We start from the raw sequence: 23688 nt of genomic DNA on the forward strand, positions 1-23688 counted from the left end.
ATCGATGATGAAGTAGATATTTTGGATATGTTACGTAAAAGTTTTGTACAACCAGCTAAATTGAAACCGCTTGCAAAACAAAAATATTAGCAGTATTATACTTGTATACAAGTATACTTCATGATGAGGAGGTGAGTGGATGAAATATTTATATCCAGAAAAATGGCTTGCACGGGCTTCAACTGGCGAACGTGTAGCATGTGAACTTAGAATGCGTATCATTTCCGGAGTCATTGAAAGCGGTACAAGATTATCAGAAAATAAAATTGCCGCTGAATTTTCTGTCAGTCGGTCACCTGTCCGTGAAGCCTTGAAAATATTAGCAGCAGAAAAACTGATTCGCTTAGAGCGAATGGGCGCCATTGTGATTGGACTAACAGAAAAAGAAATCGGAGAAATATATGATGTGCGCTTGTTAATAGAAACCTTTGTATTCGAACGACTAGTAAAAGCTGATGTTAATCCTTTAGTAAAAGACCTCAGCAAAATACTGGAAATGATGAAAGTTTCCATTAAATATCAAGATGCTGATGAGTTTTCACTTCAAGATGTCTTATTTCATGAAACGATTGTGAGGTCCATTCATCATTCATACATTTTGATGATTTGGAACAATTTAAAACCTGTTATGGAAAGTTTCATTCTTTTATCAATGCGAGCCCGTTTAAAAGAAAAGTATGAAGACTTTACACGAATTTTGGATAATCATGAGCTTTATATTCAAGCGATTCAAACAAAAGATAGAGCCCTGATGATTCAATCGTTACATCATAATTTTGATGATGTCCAAGAAAAAGTAGAAGATCTTTGGTTATCGCAACAAATGTTGTCTAAAGGGGCTGAACTAGATGATGACTAGTTATATGTTAGGTATTGATATTGGCACAACAAGTACGAAAGCTGTCTTATTTAATGAAAAAGGGGATATCATTCAAAAAGAACAGGTCTGTTATCCGCTCTACACACCAGATATCTCAACGGCTGAACAAAACCCTGAAGAAATTTTTCAGGCTGTTCTCACTGCGGCTGCTAACATCATGAAACAACGTCCACAAGAAAAGCTCTCCTTTGTATCATTCAGTAGTGCCATGCACAGTGTCATTGCTATGGATCAACATGACCAGCCACTAACACCGTGCATCACTTGGGCTGATAATCGAAGTGAAAGCTGGGCTCAACAAATAAAAGAAGAACGAAATGGTCAAGAAGTCTACAAACGAACCGGGACCCCCATTCATCCGATGTCACCTTTAAGCAAACTGACCTGGATTGTGAATGAACGTCCTGAAGTAGCGTTAAAAGCCAAAAAATATATCGGAATCAAAGAGTATATCTTTAAAAAATTGTTTGACCAATATGTAATCGATTATTCCCTTGCTTCAGCAACGGGCATGATGAATTTAAAAAGCTTGGATTGGGATGATCAAGCCTTAACCATCGCAGGTGTTAAGCGGCATCATTTATCAAAGCTTGTGCCTACGACAGCAATCTTTCAAAATTGCCACCGTGGATTTGCTAAACTGATGAGCATTGACCCTCATACACCTTTTGTCATCGGTGCAAGTGATGGTGTGCTTTCCAACTTAGGTGTAGGAGCCATTAAAAAAGGAGAAATTGCCGTCACCATTGGGACAAGCGGCGCCATTCGCACACTGATAGACAAACCGCAAACTGATGAAAAAGGCAGAATTTTTTGCTATGCCTTAACCGAGGATCACTGGGTCATTGGTGGACCTGTAAACAATGGCGGAATCGTTCTTCGCTGGATGAAAGATGAATTTGCTTCTTCAGAAATAGAAACAGCAAAACGACTCGGAATCGACCCGTATGATGTATTAACGAAACTGGCTGAGCGCGTTAAACCAGGGGCTGACGGATTGTTATTTCATCCCTATCTCGCCGGTGAACGTGCTCCTTTATGGAACCCTGATGTACGCGGCTCATTCTTTGGTCTCACCATGTCACATAAGAAAGAACATCTGATTCGCTCAGCAATGGAAGGCGTCATTTACAATTTATATACTGTCTTTTTGGCTTTGACTGAATGTATGGACGGATCTGTCTCCCGAATTTTAGCAACAGGGGGCTTTGCAAGATCAAGTTTATGGCGGCAAATGATAGCCGATATTTTTGAATCAGAAGTCGCTGTACCAGATCGTTTTGAAAGCTCATGTCTGGGTGCCTGCATTTTAGGTTTATATGCCACTGGAAAAATTAAATCCTTTGACATTGTCTCTGACATGATTGGCAGTACTAGCAGACATTTTCCAAATGAATTGGCAGTAAACGAGTACAGACAATTGACACCAATCTTTATGAACATAGCAAAAGCTTTAGAAAAACAGTATAAACAAATCGCTGATTATCAAAGACATTGAATCTATAAAAAAGGCAAACGAATTGGAGATGCTAAATCATGCCATTAATTATTGTAGCCATCGCAATTGTTGTATTACTGCTGTTGATTATGGGTTTGAAGCTAAACACTTTTGTTTCCTTAATAATGGTCTCGTTTGGCTCTGCATTAGCACTGGGAATGCCATTGGATAAGATTGTCAAGACGATTGAAGAGGGATTAGGAGGAACTCTTGGTCACATTGCTCTGATTTTTGGTCTTGGTGCCATGCTGGGCAAGCTAATTGCTGACTCAGGTGGAGCACAGCGGATTGCCATGACTCTCGTCAACAAGTTTGGCGAAAAAAACATTCAATGGGCAGTTGTCATTGCCTCATTTATTATTGGTGTTGCTCTTTTCTTTGAAGTAGGGTTAGTTTTATTAATTCCAATTATTTTTGCGATTTCAAAAGAATTAAAGATTTCTATTTTATTTCTTGGCATTCCGATGGTCGCAGCTTTATCTGTTACACACGGATTTCTGCCGCCGCATCCGGGACCAACAGCAATTGCCGGGGAATATGGTGCCGACATTGGGGAAGTTTTGCTCTACGGTTTCATTGTTGCCATCCCAACAGTGCTGATAGCCGGACCTCTATTTACAAAATTTACGAAAAAAATCACCCCTCAAGTTTTTAAGAAGACTGGCAATATTACATCCTTGGGTGAACATAAAACATTCAAACTTGAAGATACACCCGGTTTTGGAATCAGTGTCTTTACAGCACTGCTTCCTGTCATTATCATGTCCGTCTCTACCATCATGACTTTACTTCAAGAAACCCTCGGATTGGCTGAAAATGGAGGACTTGCAGTCATCCAATTCATCGGAAATGCATCGACTTCAATGGTAATTTCTTTATTGGTTGCGATCTATACGATGGGTATTGCCAGAAAAATTCCCATTAAAACCGTCATGGATTCTTGTTCAGCTGCCATTTCCCAAATCGGCATGATGCTGTTGATCATTGGAGGGGGCGGTGCCTTCAAACAAGTCTTAATTAATGGCGGGGTGGGTGACTATGTGGCTGAATTGTTTAAAGGAACTTCCATGTCCCCGATCTTACTTGCCTGGATGATCGCAGCTATTTTGCGCATTTCTTTAGGGTCTGCAACAGTTGCTGCATTAAGCACGACAGGATTAGTGATTCCAATGCTGGGGTCTGATGTCAATCTTGCACTAGTGGTACTTGCAACAGGCGCCGGAAGTGTCATCGCTTCCCATGTAAATGACGCTGGCTTCTGGATGTTCAAAGAGTACTTTGGTTTAAGCATGAAAGAAACATTTGCAACATGGACATTGCTAGAATCTGTGATCTCTGTAGCCGGATTAGGATTCATTCTATTGATTAGCTTATTTGTATAACAAAGGAGTAGATCATATGTTAAATACAATCGGTATCATAGGGTTAGGGGTTATGGGCAGCAACATTGCCCTCAACCTAGCCAGCAAAAAGGAAAATGTGGCTGTCTATAATTACACAAGGGACTTAACTGATCGACTTGTACAACAGCTGAATGGAGAGGCTATCTATCCTTATGATGAACTCCAAGATTTTGTTCAATCTATTCAAAAACCGCGAAAAATTCTTCTCATGGTGACAGCAGGTCAGCCGGTAGATTCAGTGATTGACTCACTTATCCCCTTGCTTGATAAAGGGGACATCATCATGGATGGTGGCAACTCTCATTATAAAGATACAGAACGAAGATATGACAAGCTAAACACTAACGCGATTGGCTACTTAGGCATTGGCATTTCAGGCGGAGAAGCTGGGGCTTTAAAAGGACCTGCCATTATGCCAGGCGGCGACCAAGAAGTTTATGAAAAAGCGGCTCCTTCTCTGAAAAAAATCGCTGCGCGAGTTGGTGATGATTCATGCTGTGTTTATATGGGGTCAAAAGGTGCAGGGCATTTTGTAAAAATGGTGCACAATGGGATTGAGTACGCGGATATGCAGTTGATTGCGGAAGCCTATACATGTTTAAGAGATACATTGCATTTATCTATCGATGAGATCGCCCGTATTTTTGAAACATGGAACAAAGGTGAATTGAAAAGCTATTTAATTGAAATCACAGCACATATTTTACGGAAGAAAGACGAGCGAACAGGTCAGCCGCTTATTGACGTGATTCTTGATCAAACAGGTCAAAAAGGAACAGGTAAATGGACAACCATTCAAGCTATTCATCATGGCATACCATCATCAATGATCACAGAGGCCTTATTTGCCCGCTACCTTTCTTCTTTAAAACGTGAACGTGTTTTTGCGGAAACCATCTTAGCCGGACCAAAAAGAAAAGTGCAACAATTAGATTTATCAATTGATGATGTCAGACAAGCGCTATATATGGGAAAAGTTTGTGCCTATGCTCAAGGCTTTGCCCAATATCACATGACTTCTAAACTGTACGGATGGGATTTACCTTTAAAAGATATCGCCCTTATTTTCCGAGGCGGCTGTATCATCCGTGCCGAGTTTTTAAATACGATCAGTGAAGTGCTCCAAGATCAACCGGAACTGCCTAATCTGTTAATCGCCCCCTACTTTGCTGAAAAACTGAAAGAATATCAAACAGGATTACGAAAAGTTGTCTGCAACGGCATAAATGCAGGTATTTCACTCCCATGTTTAAGCACCTCGCTATCATATTATGACAGCTATCGTACTGGCCGATCAAATGCAAACCTGTTGCAGGCTCAGCGTGATTACTTCGGTTCGCATACGTATGGACGAACAGATATGGAAGGGCATTTTCATACGAATTGGCAACAGTGACATCGTTTTCATATGAACTGAATGCATACATTTATGCCATTAGACTTATCCATTTGGAATTTCATTTATATGTGATAAGACCTATTTTAATGATGATTCATACTTTGTTCAATATTTCACAAACTTTTATGATCAACTTCATGTTATGATAATTTCAGCCCTAGAATAAGGAGCTGATAGGATGAAAAAACATGATTCTTATCAAAAACAATATCAACTTAAAATTTTTTAGCTTTGATTGTGAAATGTTTCACAAACTTTTAAGTTGATTAGCTATTAATGTATTTCATTTTTCTTTCAAGAAAATCCCAGAAATCCTATTTTGTAAATGAGTGAAAAACTATCAATTTCAACGGAGGGTTTACCATGGCAGTCGAAGAGAAGGAAATGAAACAAAAGCAAAATGTCTCAAAAATGATTGATCAACTTGCAGAAAAAGGTCTTAAGGCACTAGAAGAATTCCGCAGCTTTGATCAGGAGAAAATTGATCATATTGTTAAACAAATGGCGCTGGCTGGGCTTGATCAGCATATGCCTCTTGCAAAGCTTGCGATTGAAGAAACAAAACGCGGTGTATACGAAGATAAAATTATCAAAAATATGTTTGCAACAGAATATGTCTACCATAATATTAAATACAATAAAACCGTTGGCATTATTAACGAAGATCCACATGCCGGTGTGATTGAAATAGCGGAGCCGGTTGGTGTAATTGCCGGGGTGACACCAGTTACGAACCCGACATCTACCACTATGTTCAAAGCTTTAATTTCAATTAAAACAAGAAACCCAATCGTTTTTGCTTTCCATCCATCTGCACAAAAATGCAGCAGTGAAGCAGCAAGAATACTTAGAGATGCAGCCATTCAAGCAGGAGCACCAGAAAATTGCATTCAGTGGATTGAAACACCATCATTAGATGCTACTCAAGGTTTAATGACTCATCCTAAGATCGCCCTTATTCTTGCAACAGGGGGCGCCGGCATGGTGAAATCCGCTTATAGCTCTGGAAAACCCGCTCTTGGCGTTGGACCAGGAAACGTTCCTTGCTATATTGAAAAAACGGCTCACCTAAAACAAGCTGTAAACGATCTCATTTTATCAAAAACATTTGATAATGGAATGATTTGCGCTTCAGAACAGGCTGTGATCATTGATAAAGATGTCTATGCAGACGTGAAAGCTGAAATGACATCACACAATTGTTATTTCTTAAATGAAAGCGAAAAAGCAAAAGTTGAAAAACTGGTCATCAATGAAGATAAGTGTGCCGTTAATCCTGATATTGTCGGTATGCCTGCATATAAAATTGCTGAAATGGCAGGTGTAAAAGTTCCAGAACACACTAAAATCCTTGTTGCTGAATTAAAAGGAGTCGGACCACAATATCCACTTTCAAGGGAAAAACTAAGTCCGGTTTTAGCCTGCTACAAAGTTAACGGACTTCAAGAAGGTTTAGAACGAGCCGAACAAATGCTGGAGTTTGGCGGTATCGGCCACTCTGCCGTGATTCATACAAACGATCAAGATGCAATTAAACAGTTTGGTCTAAGAATGAAAGCAGGTCGGATCATTGTGAATGCTCCATCTTCCCAAGGAGCAATTGGTGATATTTACAATGCCTATATGCCATCCCTAACACTTGGCTGTGGTACTTATGGAGGAAATGCTGTCTCTACAAACGTAGGTGCAATTCACTTAGTCAACACTAAAAAAGTGGCGAAAAGGAATGTTAATATGCAATGGTTTAAAATTCCACCAAAAATTTATTTCGAAAAAAATTCTACACAATATTTAGCGAAAATGCCTAATATCTCAAAAGCATTTATTGTAACAGACCCTGGAATGGTGAAATTCGGCTATGTCGACCGTGTTCTTCACTACCTGAGAAAACGTCCGGATTACGTTCATTGCGAAATTTTCTCTGAAGTAGAACCTGATCCATCAATTGAAACGGTCATGAAAGGCGTTGACATGATGGCCAAATTCCAGCCAGATGTTATCATCGCACTTGGTGGAGGTTCTGCAATGGATGCCGCTAAAGGGATGTGGATGTTCTATGAACACCCAGATGCTAAATTCTTTGAATTAAAACAAAAATTCCTAGATATTCGCAAACGTATTGTCAAATACCCGAAATTGGGTGGAAAATCACAATTCGTAGCGATTCCAACTACATCTGGAACAGGTTCTGAGGTCACTTCATTCTCTGTTATTACAGACAAAGAGGCCGGCACAAAATACCCATTAGCTGATTATGAGCTAACACCAGATGTGGCGATCATTGATCCACAGTTTGTGATGACCGTACCAAAACATATTACAGCAGATACAGGAATGGACGTACTAACACACGCTGTTGAATCCTATGTATCATGCATGGCCAATGACTATACTGATGGTTTAGCAATGAAAGCCATCCAACTCATCTTTGAATACTTGCCAAGAGCATACAAAAACGGCAGCGACGAGTTGGCACGTGAAAAGGTACACAATGCATCAACAATTGCTGGTATGGCCTTTTCCAACGCATTCCTTGGAATCAACCATAGTTTAGCCCATAAACTAGGAGCCGAATTCCACATTGCGCATGGACGAGCAAATGCAGTTTTATTACCGCATGTCATTCGCTATAATGCAACAAAACCGAAAAAATTCACAGCATTCCCTAAATACAACCATTTTGTAGCTGATCAACGTTATGCGGAAATTGCTAGAACACTCGGTTTACCAGCAAAAACAACAGAAGAAGGTGTGGAAAGTTTAGTTCAAGCCATTATTAAGCTAGCCAAAGAGCTTGATATTCCAATGAGCCTCAAACAAAACAACATTGATGCACAAGCATTTGAAAGCAAAGTAGATACCTTGGCAGACCGTGCCTTTGAAGACCAATGTACAACAGCCAATCCAAAACTTCCATTGGTAACTGAGCTGGCTGAGATTTATCGTTCTGCTTTTAAAGGAGTTTAAATACAGAGTCGCTGAAAAGTCATCCTTTTAAGGGATGGCTTTTTTGTTTTTTGGCTCCGGTCAACTATGAATAATTTAAAGACTACTTTCCTAACATAAATGTAACTTGTTTGTTTGTTGAGGAGGGATGATCTTGGATTTCAATTTCGTCTGGAAAGCTGTTGTCATTGTCATAGGAGGAGTCCTCATTTTGCGGTTAGCCGGCAGAAAATCCATTTCACAGCTTACCGTTGCTCAAACGGTCATGATGATAGCTGTTGGCTCATTAATTATTCAACCAGTGAATGACAGAAATATTTGGATTACAATGATTGTCACATTTTTAATGACCCTCACTCTTCTATTAATCGAGTATCTCACATTAAAGTTTGATGCTTTCGAAAGCTTTATTTATGGAAAATCCGTATTAGTGGTCGAAAACGGTCAAATTAATATAAGTCATTTAAAAAAACTGCGCTTAACTGTAGATATGCTTGAAGTAAGGTTGAGACAGCAAAACATTCAAACATTTAAAGATTTACAATGGGCGACAATCGAATCGAACGGTCAATTAGGATACATGTTAAAACCGAATAAACAATTTGCCACTAAAGAGGATATAGAGCAGTTAAAAGCCTTGGTAGAAATGAATATCAACCACTCTCCAATTGAAACCTCTAAAACGACAGCAAACTCAGATAACATTTTTTCGGAAATTAAAGATGAAATGCATTCTAAAAAACATGCAAAAGAATTGAAATGAGGTTGCTTAAAATTGAGAAAATATAAATTTTTCTTACAGACTCTTGGGAAATGGATATTATGTGGTGGTATCATTGGGGGGATTGTAGGCTCCACGACTGCTTTCCTGCTAGAAGCAAATGATTATCTAGGTGACGTAAGAGAGAAAAACGGCTGGCTCATATACCTTCTCCCTCTTAGTGGACTTGTCCTTGGCTACATATACATGAAATATGGAAAAGTGGTCTTGGATAACAACTTACATAACACCGCCCAATTAAATAATCTTGTCATTGACGCTGTTCATGGCGAAAAAAAGGTTCCGCAAAGAATGGGACCGATTGTCTACCTCGGAACTTTTATGACAGTTTTTTTTGGCGGTTCCACTGGAAGAGAAGGTGCAGCTGTCCAAATGGGTGGCAGTGCAGCTCAAATGATCATCAATTTGTTTAGGATTCGTTTATTAGATACTAAAATTTTATTGATGAGCGGTATTAGTGCCGGGTTTGGCGCTGCATTTGGCACACCCATTACCGGCACGGTATTTGGAATGGAGATGTCCGCTTTAGGAAAATTAAAATTTGAAGCACTCGTTCCTTGTTTGGTGGCTAGCTTCACTGGTCACTATATAACGGAAGCAACGTGGGGAGTTAAGCACGAAGAATTTATAATCCAAGCTCTACCGGAGTTATCTTTTATCACATTTATCAAGGTCCTTCTTATTTCTATTCTATTTAGCCTATTAAGCATCACATATTGTCAGTTGAGACACGGGATAGAAACAATCACCGAGAAAATGTTTAAGAAAAACCATATGCAAAGAGCATTTGTGGGAGGATTCATCATTGTATGTTTATATTTATTGGTTGGTTCTCAAGATTACAATGGCCGGGGCTTACCTATGTTAGAGCAGGCTTTCAAAGAAGATGTTCCTCCTTTTGCCTTTCTCGCTAAGCTGATTTTTACAGCAATTACTCTGGGGACAGGATTTGTTGGCGGTGAGGCAATACCGTTATTCTTCATGGGAGCAACTCTAGGTAATACACTGCACTCGATTGCGGATTTACCCATCTCGTTTTTAGCGGCATTGGGGCTGGTTGCGACTTTTTGTGGTGGTGCAAATACACCTGTCACAGCATTCCTGTTGGCTATGGAAATGTTTGATGGGAAAGGATTAGAGTATTTTTTTATTGCTAGTTTGGTTAGTTATATATTTTCTGGACATCATGGATTATGGCCGTCTCAAAAAATATATGAACCGAAGAGCAGATTATTCAGTATTATAAACGGAGAAACGATCAAAAATATTGAAAAAAAGAAAAAGCCTTAGGGGATGCTCCTGATATCCACGATTTTAATTGATTCTTCTATTTTATCCTTATGTTTTTTTCAAAGTTCTTTTATCTTGACAAAAAATATGTGTTATTTAATAATGAATACATAATTATAATTATTATAAAGAGAGAAGTTTTACAAATACACTTATTTGGGAGGAAGAATCAATATGTCTTTAATCGGAACAGAAGTAAAACCATTCGCAGCAAAAGCTTACAAAAACGGGGAGTTTATTGATGTGACAAATGAAAGCTTGAAAGGTCAATGGAGTATTTTCTGCTTCTATCCAGCAGATTTCTCATTCGTTTGTCCAACCGAACTTGAAGATCTTCAAAATCAATACGCTAATCTAAAAGAACTTGGTGTTGAAGTATACTCTGTTTCTACAGATACTCACTTCGTTCATAAAGGCTGGCATGACAGTTCTGAAAAAATCTCTAAAATTACTTACGCCATGATCGGTGACCCATCTCAAACAATTTCTCGTCACTTTGAAGTGCTAAACGAAGAAGAAGGGCTTGCTGACCGCGGTACATTTATCATCGACCCAGACGGCGTGATCCAAGCTGTTGAAATTAATGCAGGTGGTATCGGTCGTGATGCGAGTGGACTGATCAATAAAGTAAAAGCGGCACAATATGTTCGTCAAAACCCAGGTGAAGTGTGCCCCGCAAAATGGGAAGAAGGCTCTGAAACGCTTAAACCAAGCCTTGATTTAGTAGGCAAGATTTAAGGGGGGAGCATTCTATGGTACTTGAAGCAAATATCAAAACCCAACTAAACCAATACATGCAGCTCATTGAGAATGAGATAATTCTCAAAGTGAGTGCAGGTGAAGACAAAACCTCTATGGAGATGCTGGCTCTTGTTGAAGAACTAGCTTCCATGTCTACTAAAATCACCGTTGAAAAAACCCGATTAAATAGAACGCCTAGCTTCAGTGTAACTCGCACCGGAGCAGAAACAGGCGTGACGTTTGCCGGTGTTCCGCTCGGCCACGAATTCACATCTTTAGTGCTAGCACTATTGCAAGTCAGTGGCAGAGCACCTAAGGTTGATCAAAAAGTCATTGAGCAAATTAAAAACATAAGCGGTGATTACCATTTTGAGTCTTATATCAGTCTGACATGCCATAACTGTCCTGATGTTGTTCAAGCTTTAAACATGATGAGCATTCTTAACCCAAACATCACACACACAATGGTTGATGGGGCAGCATACAAATCAGAAGTTGAAAGCAAGAACGTGATGGCAGTGCCAACTGTTTACTTAAACGGCGAACCATTCGGAAGCGGTCGAATGACACTCGAAGAAATTCTTCAAAAATTGGTGGGCAGCGGGAAAGACGCAGCCGAACTATCTAATAAAGACCCATATGATATGCTGATCGTCGGAGGCGGTCCAGCAGGTGCAAGTGCAGCAATTTACGCAGCACGCAAAGGCATTCGGACAGGTATTGTGGCCGAACGCTTTGGCGGCCAAGTTCTCGACACAATGAGCATCGAAAACTTCATCAGTGTAAAAGCAACAGAAGGACCTAAGCTTGTAGCAAACCTTGAAGAACATGTGAAAGACTATCATATTGATGTCATGAATCTACACCGCGCAAAGCGGTTAGACAAAAAAGATCTTTTCGAAATTGAACTTGAAAATGGTGCTATCCTGAAAAGTAAAGCTGTCATCATCTCAACAGGTGCCCGTTGGCGCAATATCGGCGTGCCAGGTGAACAAGAGTTCAAAAACAAAGGTGTCGCATACTGTCCTCATTGTGATGGCCCATTATTTGAAGGAAAACATGTAGCTGTAATAGGAGGCGGCAACTCCGGTATTGAGGCAGCAATCGATCTTGCTGGTATTGTTCAGCATGTCACGGTTCTTGAGTTTATGCCAGAGCTAAAAGCTGACGATGTCCTGCAAAAACGGCTCAACAGCCTTCCAAATGTAACAGTCCTGAAAAACGTTCAATCGAAAGAAATTACCGGCACAGACACTGTCAACGGGATTACCTATATTGACCGCACCACAGAGGAAGAAAAACATATCGAATTACAAGGCGTATTCGTTCAAATCGGACTCGTGCCAAATACTGATTGGTTGCCTGAGATCGTTGAACGTAACCGTATCGGTGAGATTATTGTAGATAAACATGGAGCCACAAGCATCCCTGGATTGTTTGCGGCAGGCGATTGCACAGATCATCCGTATCATCAAATTATTATTTCAATGGGATCGGGAGCAAATGCGGCTTTAGGGGCGTTTGATTATTTGATAAGACATTAATTTTTAAGAAGAGCCCGCTGTAATACTGTTGCGGGCTCTATTCTTGAATAGTTTCATTGGCAGACCTTGATTACGGGATTTTTTGCCGCCAATTTGGGCTTCACGGGATCAGTACACCTAACTATTCGATTTCAGGTATATTTTTATCTGCATTTGTCTATTGCTGTTTTTATTTATTTACTGGAATCTGTATTTCATTCAAATAGTTCTCTTTATTTTTTTCATTCCAAGGTCCTTTTATAGCAACTTGGCGTGGGTTTCCGGATATCATGTACCCATTTTCTTCAATCCAATTTGCAAGGAACTGATATGCTCCTAATAAATTAGAATAATCTCCTGGGACGAGTATACTAGCCGCTTGCTCAACTGCTTCTGTTTCCTTAAAGACAAATTCGTTTTTATCTTTCATGAGTTGATCAACACCCATGACAACCTCAACATCAACTTCACCATCTTTATAACCATTATCATGATAGGTTGCATAAGCAATCTCATGACAAGAGATATTGTTTGTCATGAGGTAATCACTCAATCTTGACCAAAGCATGCCTTCTGCATCATAAGCTGGTATCGTATCTCTTAAAGAGATAACCTGATAGCTAGGTAGAGATTTTAATGTCACATGATAATTCATATTGACTCGCCCCTTTTTCATATTCTTGATTGTTGTATTGATTTTTTCAAGTTTTAATTGCTCCGTCCTGATATTGCTCCTAATTTCTTTACTTTTGACTTTTAACATATCTTCTTGCTTTTCCTCAGATTTTTCTTTCATATATATAGCGATGTCAGCTACGTTAAATCCCATATCTCGCAATGATACGATGAGATTAATCACTGAGATCTGTTTTGCCGAATAGTATCGATAACCTGTAAATTCATCAATTGTTGCAGGCTGAAAAATTCCAACTTCATCATAATATCTAAGCATACGTACAGACACTTTTGTTAATTTAGAAAAGTCGCCAATTTTGAATATAAATATCCCCCCTATAAAATGACTATCATTCGAATGACATCTTTAGCATAATATCTCACACCATGTGAGAGTCAACAGCAAAAAAGCCATGCTGCTAAAATGAAGGCAGCATGGCTTTTGTTTACAACTCTTCACCGTTTGTTAAAATAACTTTATTGTACCACTCAAAAGAATCTTTCTTATATCGCTTCATTGACCCGTTTCCTTCGTTATCACGGTCAACATAGATCATACCATAACGTTTTTTCATTTCACCTGTTGTGAATGAGACGATATCAATAATTCCCCACGGAGTGTAACCCATTAAATCAACACCATCATAAATGACCGCTTTTTTTAATGCTTCAATATGTGATTTTAAATATTGAATTCTTTCAGGGTCATGGATTGTACCGTCCTCTTCTAATGTATCAACAGACCCAAAGCCGTTTTCGACGATAAATAATGGAATTTGATAGCGATCATAAAGTCGATTCAATGTATACCTCAAACCAGTTGGATCAATGGACCAGCCCCAATCACTTGATTTGATGTACGGATTTTCAACTCCATTAGGCAATCCACCATTGACAATATCACCCCTCTGATCTTGTTGCACATCGCTTTTAACAGTTGTTGACATATAATAACTGAAACCTAAATAATCTACCGTTCCATTTCTTAAAATTTCCGCATCTCCATCTTCAAACTTGAGCTGATAACCTTCTCTTTCAAATTCTTTCAATGCATAGTTTGGATAATAACCGCGAACCTGTACATCTGGGAAGAAAAAGCGCTGTCTCATTTCCTCTTCAGCTAACATGATATCTTCGGGATTGGATGAGTAAGGATAAATCGGCACATGTGAAACCATCGCCCCTATTTGGAAGGCGGGGTTTATTTCCTTGCCCTTTGACACGGCCAATGCACTGGCAACTAACTCGTGATGAGCTGCTTGGTACATGACCTCTTTCGCGTTCTCATTTTCTCCTACCACAACTCCAGAATTTGTCCATAAAAACAGAGGATTGTTCACATCCATTTGGTTATTGATCTCGTTAAATGTCATCCAATACTTCACTTTATTCTGATAGCGGTTAAAGCAAACTTCAGCGAATTTCACAAAGAAATCAACGACTTTCCGATTTCTAAAACCCCCATATTTCCTGGCTAGATGTAGCGGCATTTCAAAATGAGATAATGTAATGACAGGTTCAATTCCATACTTAAGCAATTCATCAAAAACATGATCATAAAACTGCAATCCTTCTTCATTTGGTTCAGCCTCATCACCTTTTGGGAAGATCCTGCTCCAACCGATCGACGTTCTTAAACATTTTAACCCCATTTCAGCAAATAAAGCGATATCTTCCTTATATCGATGATAGAAATCAATCGCTTCATGATTCGGATAAAATTGATTCTCTTCAATTGTCTCAGTCATTTTCCTAGGTACACCATGTGCGCCCGCCGTCATCACATCAACTACACTTGGTCCTTTACCGCCTTGATTCCATCCGCCCTCAAATTGATGAGCAGCTAAAGCACCGCCCCATAAGAAATTGTTCGGCATTTTTTTCATTTTGGATTCCTCCTTTTAACTTACGACTGTATCCTTTATGCTTATTCTTTTCATCAGGTGTTTCATTATGAACAGATATAACTTTTTAACTACTTTATTATAATATACATATATATTATAATTGTACCGGTACAATTTTTCAATGACTGTATAATAACTTTACAATCATTATATATGTAGTTAGGTTATGCTATACTGCTAATATCAAATGAAACCAATGTAGTGGGGAATGAACATGTTAAAGTACCAGCAAATCGCAGCGGAGATTGAAAAGTATATTGAGGATAACGAACTTCAACAGGGGGACAAGCTTCCTGTGTTGGAAGCGCTCATGGCTCAATTTAAAGTGAGCAAAAGCACAGTTACGAAGTCATTAGATTTATTAGAAAAAAAAGGTATAATCTTTCAAGTTAGAGGCAGCGGAATTTTCGTGAGAAAGCATAAGAGGAAAGGCTATATCAGTCTCCTTTCCAGTCAAGGCTTTAAAAAGAATCTTGAGGATTTTCATATTACAGCAAAAGTGATTGAATTGGCTGTGAGAAAACCAACTCGGCAAGCCGCTGATAATTTAAACATTGAGCTTGATGCTGATGTCTATCATGTCAAAAGAGTACGGTACATTAATGGACAAACATTGTGCTTTGAAGAATCGTATTACAATAAATCGATCATTACTTATTTGAATAAAGAAATCATTTCTGATTCAATCTTTGATTACATTCAGGAAGGACTCGGATTGAAGGTCGGATTTTCCGATTCATTCCTTCATGTGGGAGAATTAAATGAGACGGAAGCGAAGTATTTAGGTTTGAAGACCGGGGCGCCTAAACTTTACGTTGAAAGTATCTTTCATTTAACAAATGGTCAACCATTCGACTTCTCTAAAATTACTTACAACTATGAACAATCCCAGTTTTTCGTTCAAACGAATAGTTATTTGTTATAACTTATTTGTCTCCAGAATAACTAAATCATTTACATAATGAGAACCGATAAACCAAGATTTCATACTGGCATATCAAGCAGGGATATTCAAGTCAATCATCTTTTTTGATCTCTGCTTTTGACTACCTTTGAAAAAAACGTCTTCACCTGAATTGAGTGTTATGTAATGAGAGGGTATTCCGACAACAATTCAGAATTTGTTATTAAAACACTTGACTAGAGGTAAGAAGGGGCTGTCCAGTAAGCCGTTTTTTGACTATTGGACGCCCTCGAATGCTAATATATCAGCAATGTTGAATCATAAGCTTTAACAATTTTGCTCTTTTGGGACAGCTCCCCTAAGTGGTATGAGAGTAGTTGCTTGATTGACCCTTTTCAAACGAAGCATTGCTATTTGTTAGGTGTTAGCCGTATTTTTTATCCCCTTTACGAAGATCAAACAACTGATGATGAATCGAGGCCGTATGCGGGTAGATCTCTTTATATACTTGATAAAACGTATGATACTGTTGTACATTTTCTTGTTTAGGTTGATAGACTTTATCTGCTTTTATAAAAATTTTCGCACAATCTTTAAGTGACGGGAACCAGCCTAATCCAGTAGCGGCGATCATCGCTGCCCCCATACCGGGTCCTTGTTCATTTTGCAATTTTACCACTTTTGTGTTAAATATATCGGCTTGAATTTGCAGCCATAGATCACTTTTAGCACCACCGCCGATTGAAATGACCGTATCAATGACCTTGCCATAGTTGCGGAAAATGTCAAGGCTTTCACGAATTGAGTAAACGATCCCTTCAATGACTGCACGGGTAAAATCAGCGAGCTTATGAGAACCATCAATGCCGGTGAATGTTCCTCTTATTTTGGCATCTGCATACGGAGTTCGCTCACCCACAAGATAAGGAGTAAACATAAGCCCATTCGCTCCAATCGATGAGTAAGATGCCTCCTCTAATAAATCAGTAAATGACTGCTCCTTTGCAAATGTCTCCTTAAACCATGTCAAACTGTACCCAGCACCCAGCGTAACACCCATAGAATAGTAAGAATCCTTTTGACCATGGTTAAAAAAATGGACTTTGCCAGCGTAATTTTTATTTTTATCATTCTCATATGAAAGAAAAACGCCTGATGTTCCAATACTGCAAAGAGCCGTTCCTTCTGATAAAATCCCGGCACCAACCGCCCCACATGCATTGTCTGCCCCTCCGGCAAACACTTTTATATCTTGTGATAGCCCGGTCATCTCGGCAATTTCCGGAAGAAGGGTTCCGACAACATCTTCTGTTTCCACTAAAGGCGGACAAATAGAAACAGGGATTCCAAAGGTTCGGAGAATGTCGGTACTCCATGATTGGTTGACAATATCAAGGAGCAGTGTACCCGCTGCATCAGAGTAATCCATATGGATAGCTCCCGTTAAACGATAGCGGAGGTAATCTTTTGGCAATAAGAACACACTTGTTTTCTCCAGGTTTTCCGGTTCAAACTGTTTGATCCAAAGAAGTTTCGGCAAAGTAAAGCCTTCCAATGCCGGGTTTTTTGTAATCTCCAGTAGCTTTCCGCCCAGTTGCTGATCAATTTTTTGACATTGCGCAGTTGTTCTTGTGTCATTCCACAAAATCGCATTGCGAATGACCTGATGATGTTCATCAAGCAGCACAAGACCATGCATTTGTCCGGAAAAACTAAGACCTTTAATATGATTCGGATGGACATTTGTCTCAATTACTAGCATTTTTAGTGCATTGATTGTTTGTTCTACCCAGGTTTCAGGGTTTTGTTCACTATAACCCGGCTGCTGTTGAATAAGTGGGTAGTCCTTAGTAACTGAATGATGAACCACCCCATTTTGATCAACAAGCAGCACTTTCACAGAACTGGTTCCGAGATCAATGCCAATGACATATTTCATGATGATTCCCCTCACTTCTGAGATTAAGAAACATTTTTCCAAGTACTTTCCATTTCCTCAAGTGTTTTACCTTTTGTTTCCGGGACAAACTTCCAAACAAAGATGGCAGAAAGAACACTCATTAATCCATAAAAACCATAGGTTATCGTTCCGCTGTACTCCATCATCATTGGATAGGTGGAGGAAATAAAATAGTTTGCGGCCCATTGTGCTGCCACTGCAATTGCCACAGCACGTCCTCGAATTTTATTTGGGAAGATTTCCGAAATGAGCACCCAACAAATTGGTCCCCATGACATCATAAAAGAAGCCGTATAAACGATAATGAAGATTAATGTCCCCATTCCAATCGCACCTGTGTATGCCATGCCGGCAACACCAAACATTCCAATGGCCATTCCGATAGAACCGGTCATTAATAATGGTTTGCGGCCCCATCTATCTACTGTCATGATCGCCACAACTGTAAAGATGACATTAACCAATCCCATAACAGTTGTTTGTAACAATGAGGCATCTTTTCCTGCTCCCATACTATCAAAAATTCTTGGTGCATAATACAAGGCTACATTGATTCCAACAAACTGTTGGAACACGGAAAGCAAAATTCCGATTACGATCACCGTTTTTCCATAAGTAAATAGTTTTTCAGAAGCAACATTCAACGTTTGTTTAATGTCATCCAAGATCGTTCTCGCTGCTTTAGAACCATTAATTTTTGCAAGAATCGCCAGTGCTTTCTCATCTTGATTTTTCAAGGATAAATAACGCGGTGTTTCAGGTACCAATGTTAATAAAACCCCGAATAATAATGCAGGTACACTTAAGGATGCAAACATGTATCTCCAGCCTACGTCATTGACCCACTCCTGGGTTTCCCCACTAGAAATAGAAAAGTTAACGAAATATGCAACGAGCATTCCAAGGATAATCATAAATTGGTTAAATGAGACAAGCCGACCTCTAATATGAGCAGGTGCAACTTCTCCGATATACATCGGACAGACCGCTGATGCCAACCCAACACCAATACCACCAATGATCCGATAAAAGTTAAAGGCAATTAACAACCCCATTGTCGGTTCCCCTTTTGTAAAAAACAAGAACTCAGGATAGGCCGCTCCAAACGCTGAGAGTAAAAATAATACTGCAGCCATAAAAAGGGAATTCTTTCGTCCAAACCTAGAAGCAAAAAATCCGGAAATACAACCGCCAATGATACAACCGATTAATGCGCTTGAAATGGTTGCTCCGTGAATGAATGCCCCTAAGTCCAAGGGGTCTATCATATAAAGCTTTATTGACTTCTCTGCCCCTGAAATAACAGCGGTATCATACCCAAATAGCAATCCACCAAGCGCGGCAACAAGCGTAATTCCAAACAGATAAAGAGAATTCTTCTTTTGCTCCATGTTTTGGTTTAAAGACAGATGCACTGAAAAACCTGTCTTTACCCTCCTTTTTTATTTGGATTTTTTGAAGAAAAACGGACCCACCCAGTAGATCAATAATTACAGTTAGCGGGTCCATTAAGAAGGATTTATTCTACTTCTAAAAGATATTGGTTTAACATCGCTTTTAAGTGCTCAGTTCTTCCTGATACGTTTTGAATGTTGTGATGGTTAAGTGCATAGGCTTCAAGTGTATGGAAGTTTGCTCTTCCTTCAACGATATCGAGACCGATTCCTTCTGTATAGCTGCTGTAGCGCTCAGCAATCGCATCTTCAAATACACGATCTTCAATTAACTTATGGGCTACCTTCAAACCCCTTGCAAAGGAATCCATACCTGCAACATGGGCATAAACTAAATCATCTGGTTCAAAGGATGTTCTTCTCACTTTAGCATCGAAGTTTAAACCGCCGCATCCGAGACCACCATTTTGGAGAATCTCATACATGGCTAATGTTGTAGAATATAAGTCAGTCGGAAATTCATCCGTATCCCAACCAAGCAGTGGATTTCCTTGGTTAGCATCGACAGAGCCAAGCAAGCCGCTCGTTCTGGCAACACGCAATTCGTGTTCAAAAGTATGTCCAGCCAATGTCGCATGGTTTGCTTCAAGGTTTAATTTAAATGATTGATCTAATCCGTATTGTTTTAAGAAAGAAATCGTGGTAGCGGCATCGGTATCGTATTGATGGGTGGTCGGTTCTTTTGGTTTTGGTTCAATTAAGAATTGACCAGTAAAGCCGATTTCCTTCGCATAATCAACGGCCATATGTAAAAATCTAGCCATGTTGTCAAGTTCCAGCTTTAAATCGGTATTTAATAATGTTTCATAACCCTCACGTCCGCCCCAAAATACATAGTTTTCTGCCCCTAGTTCTTTTGCTGTTTCCAATCCTTTTTTTACTTGTGCTGCTGCATAAGCAAATACATCAGCATTGCAAGCTGTTGCTGCCCCGTGAACAAACCGCCGGTTGGTAAACATATTTGCTGTGTTCCATAAAAGTTTCGTATTGCTCGTTTTCATATAATCTTTAATCATTGCTAAAATAGTATTTAAATTCTCGTTTGTCTCACTTAATGTTTTTCCTTCAGGTGCAATGTCACGGTCATGGAAAGCAAAAAATGGTACTCCTAGTTTTTCAAAAAGTTCGAAAGCTGCTTCAACTCGTGCTTTTGCTAAATCCATTCCTGAAAAACGATCCCATGGTCTTTCCATTGTTCCTGCTCCGAACGGATCGGTACCATCAGCGGTAAACGTATGCCAATAGGCAACGGAAAAACGCAAGTGATCTTTCATTGTTTTTCCACCAATCACTTCCTCAGGATTATAATATTTAAATGCCAACGGATTTTTAGAACTTTTTCCTTCATAAACAACTTTGTTAACGTTTTCAAAATAAGTGTCCATTATGTTTACCCTCCTGAATGAAAATTGTTTGTTTAGTTAGTTTATTGGATGGATAAACTAACTGATTTCATTCTACAAAAAGAAAGCGCTTTAATCAACACGTTTTTTTGCCTAATTTGTGTATTTTTCCACAGTCCAACAATTCATCACAAGAAAAAGGGGCTGTCCTGAAAGTCGTGTGGATGAATAAAAATTGGGGATTTTTCTCGCTTTCCGCAGGAGTCTCGCAATTCCCCCTGATTTATGTTGAAAAAGGACTTTTTAGACAACCCCGGTATCCTTTTTGATTACATTTGCTTTAATATCACGATAATTTCTGTTCCTTTTCCCAGTTCACTCTGAACCTTGATTTTACCTTTATGCAAATCGATGATTTTTTTTACAATTGACAAGCCAAGACCGCTCCCTCCGTAATTACGGTTTCTAGATTGATCAGCCTTATAGAATCGTTCAAAAATATGCATGAGCGTATCGTTATTCATACCGATTCCGGTGTCATTTATGTTTATAGTCAGCTCGTTTTCAGCCGTTTTGGATGCACGAACTGTAATAGTTCCAGCTGTGGAAGTAAATTTAATACTATTATGAATCAGATTCGTCCATACTTGATCCATTAGATCCTCATCTGCAGTGATATTCAATTTTTCAAGAGAAATATCCATTTGGATGCCTTTCTCTGCCCATTGCGGTTCATTCGCCAAAATGATTCGGCGAATCTGATGATCCAAACGATAAGTTTTTAGTTCTAAGGTAAGATGATCAGACTCTAAAGAAGTAAGTTTCAATAGGTTTTCACTTAATTTTGACAGTCTGATACTTTCCTTTTCAATAATTTGCAAATAATGTTTACGTTCCTCAGGGGTTAAGTCATCACTCTTTAATGCATGAGCAAATCCGCTGATTGACGTCAATGGAGATTGAATTTCATGTGAGACATTTGAAATAAATTGTTGTCGCATTTCCTCCATTTCTCCCAGTCTATTAGCCATATGGTTAATGCTATCAATAATCTTATAATATGGATGATGATCGCGGCCCTGTAATTGACTTCGATAATAAGAAAGATCAATATTAAAATTCCCTTCAGCCATCATCTTCATCGCATCAATCATCGGATGCAAGAATTTATCTTGTTGTGCTTTGACCCAGTCGATTCTTGTCATCAGATACATACAACATCCAAAAAAGAAAAATCCCAAAACAGAGTTGATTAATTGTCTAGCAATTTCATGAGGACTATATTGGATAGCACGATAAATCGCCAATGTTAACCAATAGGCACTTGACCAGCATAAAAGTAATGAGAGCGTCACAGCTAGAAAACCTAAGATTCGTTTCAGAAATTTAGGCAGCTTCATTGTTGCACCTCCAATCGGTAGCCTAAACCTCGAATGGTTGTAATTTTAAATGGACAATTGTCCTGAGGAAACCGCTGTCGTAATCGTTTAATATGGACATCAACGGTTCGTTCATCCCCTTCATAATCAAATCCCCAAATATCCTCAATGAGTTGTTCTCTTGAAAAGGTTTTTTGCTGATGTGTTGCAAGCTTAAACAACAGTTCAAACTCTTTACGAGGTAAGGTCATCTCATGGTTCCCAATCGAAACTTTATAGGTAGCATGATCAATGACAATATTGCCGATTTGAATTCGATTAGAAACGATAATTTGATAGCGTTTCAAAAGCGCTTTTACCCGAGCTGCCAATTCAGGTGGAGCAAACGGTTTAACCATATAGTCATCCGCTCCTAGACTAAATCCTTTCACTTTTTGAGCTGTTTCCCCTTTTGCCGTCAACATTAAGATTGGCAATGTATCGGAATAATAAGTTCGTACTTCTTGACAGAATGCCCAACCATCCATGTTCGGCATCATAATATCAAGAATAATCAAATCGATTTTCTCTGAGTCTATTATAGACAGAGCTGCTCTTCCATCTACTGCCTCTACAATAGATAAACCTTCTTTCGACAGAATCACATGCATTAATTGTCTAATGTGTAAGTCATCATCTACAATTAATATTTTTGCCATATTGTTCATTCCTTTTTAAAAAATAAAGAAAATCACCAGTAATCGTTTGATTTCCATGGTGATTTTTATTTTACACGATTAGGCCTTTTTCATATAGGCACGAACTGTGAGCGGTGCAAAGACAGCCACAATCACAATAGCTCCGATAAGAGTGATCATGATATCCCACCCGATCGTACCTGAGTTGGTCAGCTCTCTGACAGCCGTGACAAGATGTGAGATAGGATTTATTTTGACAAACCATTGGAGCCAATCAGGCATCGTATTTGCCGGTACAAAAGCATTCGAAAGAAATGTGAGTGGGAACAATATAATCATTGAGATCCCCTGTACACTTGAAGCAGTCCTTGACATAACACCGAAAAAGGCAAAGATCCAACTAATAGCCCAAGAACAGAAAATCACAAGAAGACCAGCAATAACCACATGGCCTAGACCTCCTTCTGGTCGATAACCCATGAGATATCCCATGGCAAATGTGAGTACTGTTGCAATCGTATACCTAATCGTGTCAGCCAACAAGGCGCCTGCTAATGGAGCGATCCGGGCAATTGGCAATGACTTAAATCTGTCGAATACTCCCTTATCCATATCCTCTCGCAGTTGAACACCAGTAACAATTGAGGTTGTGATGACAGTCTGAACAAGAATACCAGGAATAATAACAGGCAAATAGTTTTGTACATTTCCAGATATCGCCCCGCCAAAGATGTAGGTAAACATCAAGGTAAAGATGATGGGTTGAAATGTAACATCGAACAACTGCTCAGGTGTGCGCCGTATCTTTAATAATCCCCGATAGGCCATCGTTAATGAGTTTTTTACCGTTTGACGAATGCTCGGTCTGTTTGATAATTGATTCTTGGTAATGTGTATATTAGAAACACTTTTCATAACAAACTCCTTT

At 39.2% G+C, this 23688-nt stretch carries 18 protein-coding genes; 10 read left to right on the forward strand and 8 right to left on the reverse strand.

The window, feature by feature from the left end:
- The first annotated feature begins 139 nt into the window (after positions 1–139).
- The 9 genes from HOO54_RS21375 to ahpF all read left to right on the forward strand — a co-directional run bounded on the left by HOO54_RS21375 (position 140) and on the right by ahpF (position 12482).
- Positions 140–859: a GntR family transcriptional regulator gene (locus HOO54_RS21375; RefSeq protein WP_172298897.1), complete on the forward strand. Its 720-nt coding sequence runs from the start codon at positions 140–142 to the stop codon at positions 857–859.
- The gene (gntK, locus tag HOO54_RS21380; RefSeq protein WP_172299759.1) at positions 852–2378 is read left to right on the forward strand and encodes a gluconokinase; all 1527 of its coding nucleotides are present in this window, start codon (positions 852–854) and stop codon (positions 2376–2378) included. The genes HOO54_RS21375 and gntK overlap by 8 nt, the downstream gene beginning before the upstream one ends.
- Positions 2379–2416: 38 nt before the next feature.
- The gene (locus tag HOO54_RS21385) at positions 2417–3760 is read left to right on the forward strand and encodes a GntP family permease (protein WP_172298899.1); all 1344 of its coding nucleotides are present in this window, start codon (positions 2417–2419) and stop codon (positions 3758–3760) included.
- Positions 3761–3776: 16 nt separating this feature from the next.
- Positions 3777–5177: a decarboxylating NADP(+)-dependent phosphogluconate dehydrogenase gene (gene gnd / locus HOO54_RS21390; protein WP_172298901.1), complete on the forward strand. Its 1401-nt coding sequence runs from the start codon at positions 3777–3779 to the stop codon at positions 5175–5177.
- A gap of 366 nt (positions 5178–5543) precedes the next feature.
- Positions 5544–8147 carry a bifunctional acetaldehyde-CoA/alcohol dehydrogenase gene (adhE, locus tag HOO54_RS21395; RefSeq protein ID WP_172298903.1) on the forward strand — a complete coding sequence of 868 codons (2604 nt, stop codon included), beginning with the start codon at positions 5544–5546 and terminating at the stop codon, positions 8145–8147.
- Positions 8148–8274: 127 nt separating this feature from the next.
- A complete protein-coding gene (locus HOO54_RS21400) occupies positions 8275–8889 on the forward strand; it encodes a DUF421 domain-containing protein (RefSeq protein ID WP_253907730.1) in 615 nt (204 codons plus the stop codon).
- 12 nt (positions 8890–8901) lie between these two features.
- Positions 8902–10197, forward strand: coding sequence for a chloride channel protein (locus tag HOO54_RS21405; RefSeq protein ID WP_172298907.1), 1296 nt, complete (start codon positions 8902–8904; stop codon positions 10195–10197).
- A gap of 174 nt (positions 10198–10371) precedes the next feature.
- Positions 10372–10935 (forward strand): alkyl hydroperoxide reductase subunit C, encoded by a 564-nt coding sequence (gene ahpC / locus HOO54_RS21410; protein WP_172298909.1) that lies wholly within the window; start codon positions 10372–10374, stop codon positions 10933–10935.
- A gap of 14 nt (positions 10936–10949) precedes the next feature.
- Positions 10950–12482, forward strand: coding sequence for an alkyl hydroperoxide reductase subunit F (gene ahpF, locus HOO54_RS21415; RefSeq protein WP_172298911.1), 1533 nt, complete (start codon positions 10950–10952; stop codon positions 12480–12482).
- A gap of 169 nt (positions 12483–12651) precedes the next feature.
- On the opposite strand, the gene HOO54_RS24980 is transcribed toward ahpF, so the two are convergent.
- Together HOO54_RS24980 and bglA are read right to left on the reverse strand one after the other, a co-directional pair.
- Positions 12652–13476 carry a MerR family transcriptional regulator gene (locus HOO54_RS24980; RefSeq protein WP_309244918.1) on the reverse strand — a complete coding sequence of 275 codons (825 nt, stop codon included), beginning with the start codon at positions 13474–13476 and terminating at the stop codon, positions 12652–12654.
- Between the two features lie 106 nt (positions 13477–13582).
- Positions 13583–15022 carry a 6-phospho-beta-glucosidase BglA gene (gene bglA / locus HOO54_RS21425; protein ID WP_172298913.1) on the reverse strand — a complete coding sequence of 480 codons (1440 nt, stop codon included), beginning with the start codon at positions 15020–15022 and terminating at the stop codon, positions 13583–13585.
- 235 nt (positions 15023–15257) lie between these two features.
- Here bglA and HOO54_RS21430 point away from each other — a divergent pair, with 235 nt between their 5' ends.
- Positions 15258–15968, forward strand: coding sequence for a GntR family transcriptional regulator (locus HOO54_RS21430; RefSeq protein ID WP_172298915.1), 711 nt, complete (start codon positions 15258–15260; stop codon positions 15966–15968).
- A gap of 403 nt (positions 15969–16371) precedes the next feature.
- On the opposite strand, the gene xylB is transcribed toward HOO54_RS21430, so the two are convergent.
- From xylB to HOO54_RS21460, 6 genes are all read right to left on the reverse strand, one after another.
- Entirely contained in the window at positions 16372–17886 is a 1515-nt protein-coding gene (gene xylB, locus HOO54_RS21435; RefSeq protein WP_172298917.1) for a xylulokinase, read from the reverse strand.
- 23 nt (positions 17887–17909) lie between these two features.
- Positions 17910–19298, reverse strand: a complete 1389-nt coding sequence (gene xylE / locus HOO54_RS21440; RefSeq protein ID WP_172299762.1) for a D-xylose transporter XylE — start codon at positions 19296–19298, stop codon at positions 17910–17912.
- A 128-nt stretch (positions 19299–19426) separates the two neighbouring features.
- Entirely contained in the window at positions 19427–20746 is a 1320-nt protein-coding gene (gene xylA / locus HOO54_RS21445; protein WP_172298919.1) for a xylose isomerase, read from the reverse strand.
- Between the two features lie 287 nt (positions 20747–21033).
- Positions 21034–22104, reverse strand: a complete 1071-nt coding sequence (locus tag HOO54_RS21450; protein WP_172298921.1) for a sensor histidine kinase — start codon at positions 22102–22104, stop codon at positions 21034–21036.
- Entirely contained in the window at positions 22101–22781 is a 681-nt protein-coding gene (locus tag HOO54_RS21455; RefSeq protein WP_172298923.1) for a response regulator transcription factor, read from the reverse strand. The genes HOO54_RS21450 and HOO54_RS21455 overlap by 4 nt, the downstream gene beginning before the upstream one ends.
- 78 nt (positions 22782–22859) lie before the next feature.
- Positions 22860–23675, reverse strand: a complete 816-nt coding sequence (locus tag HOO54_RS21460) for an ABC transporter permease (protein WP_172298925.1) — start codon at positions 23673–23675, stop codon at positions 22860–22862.
- Positions 23676–23688: the final 13 nt, after the last annotated feature.

Origin of the sequence: Bacillus sp. WMMC1349, assembly GCF_013155385.1 — a bacterium.
GTDB lineage: Bacteria > Bacillota > Bacilli > Bacillales > Bacillaceae > Bacillus.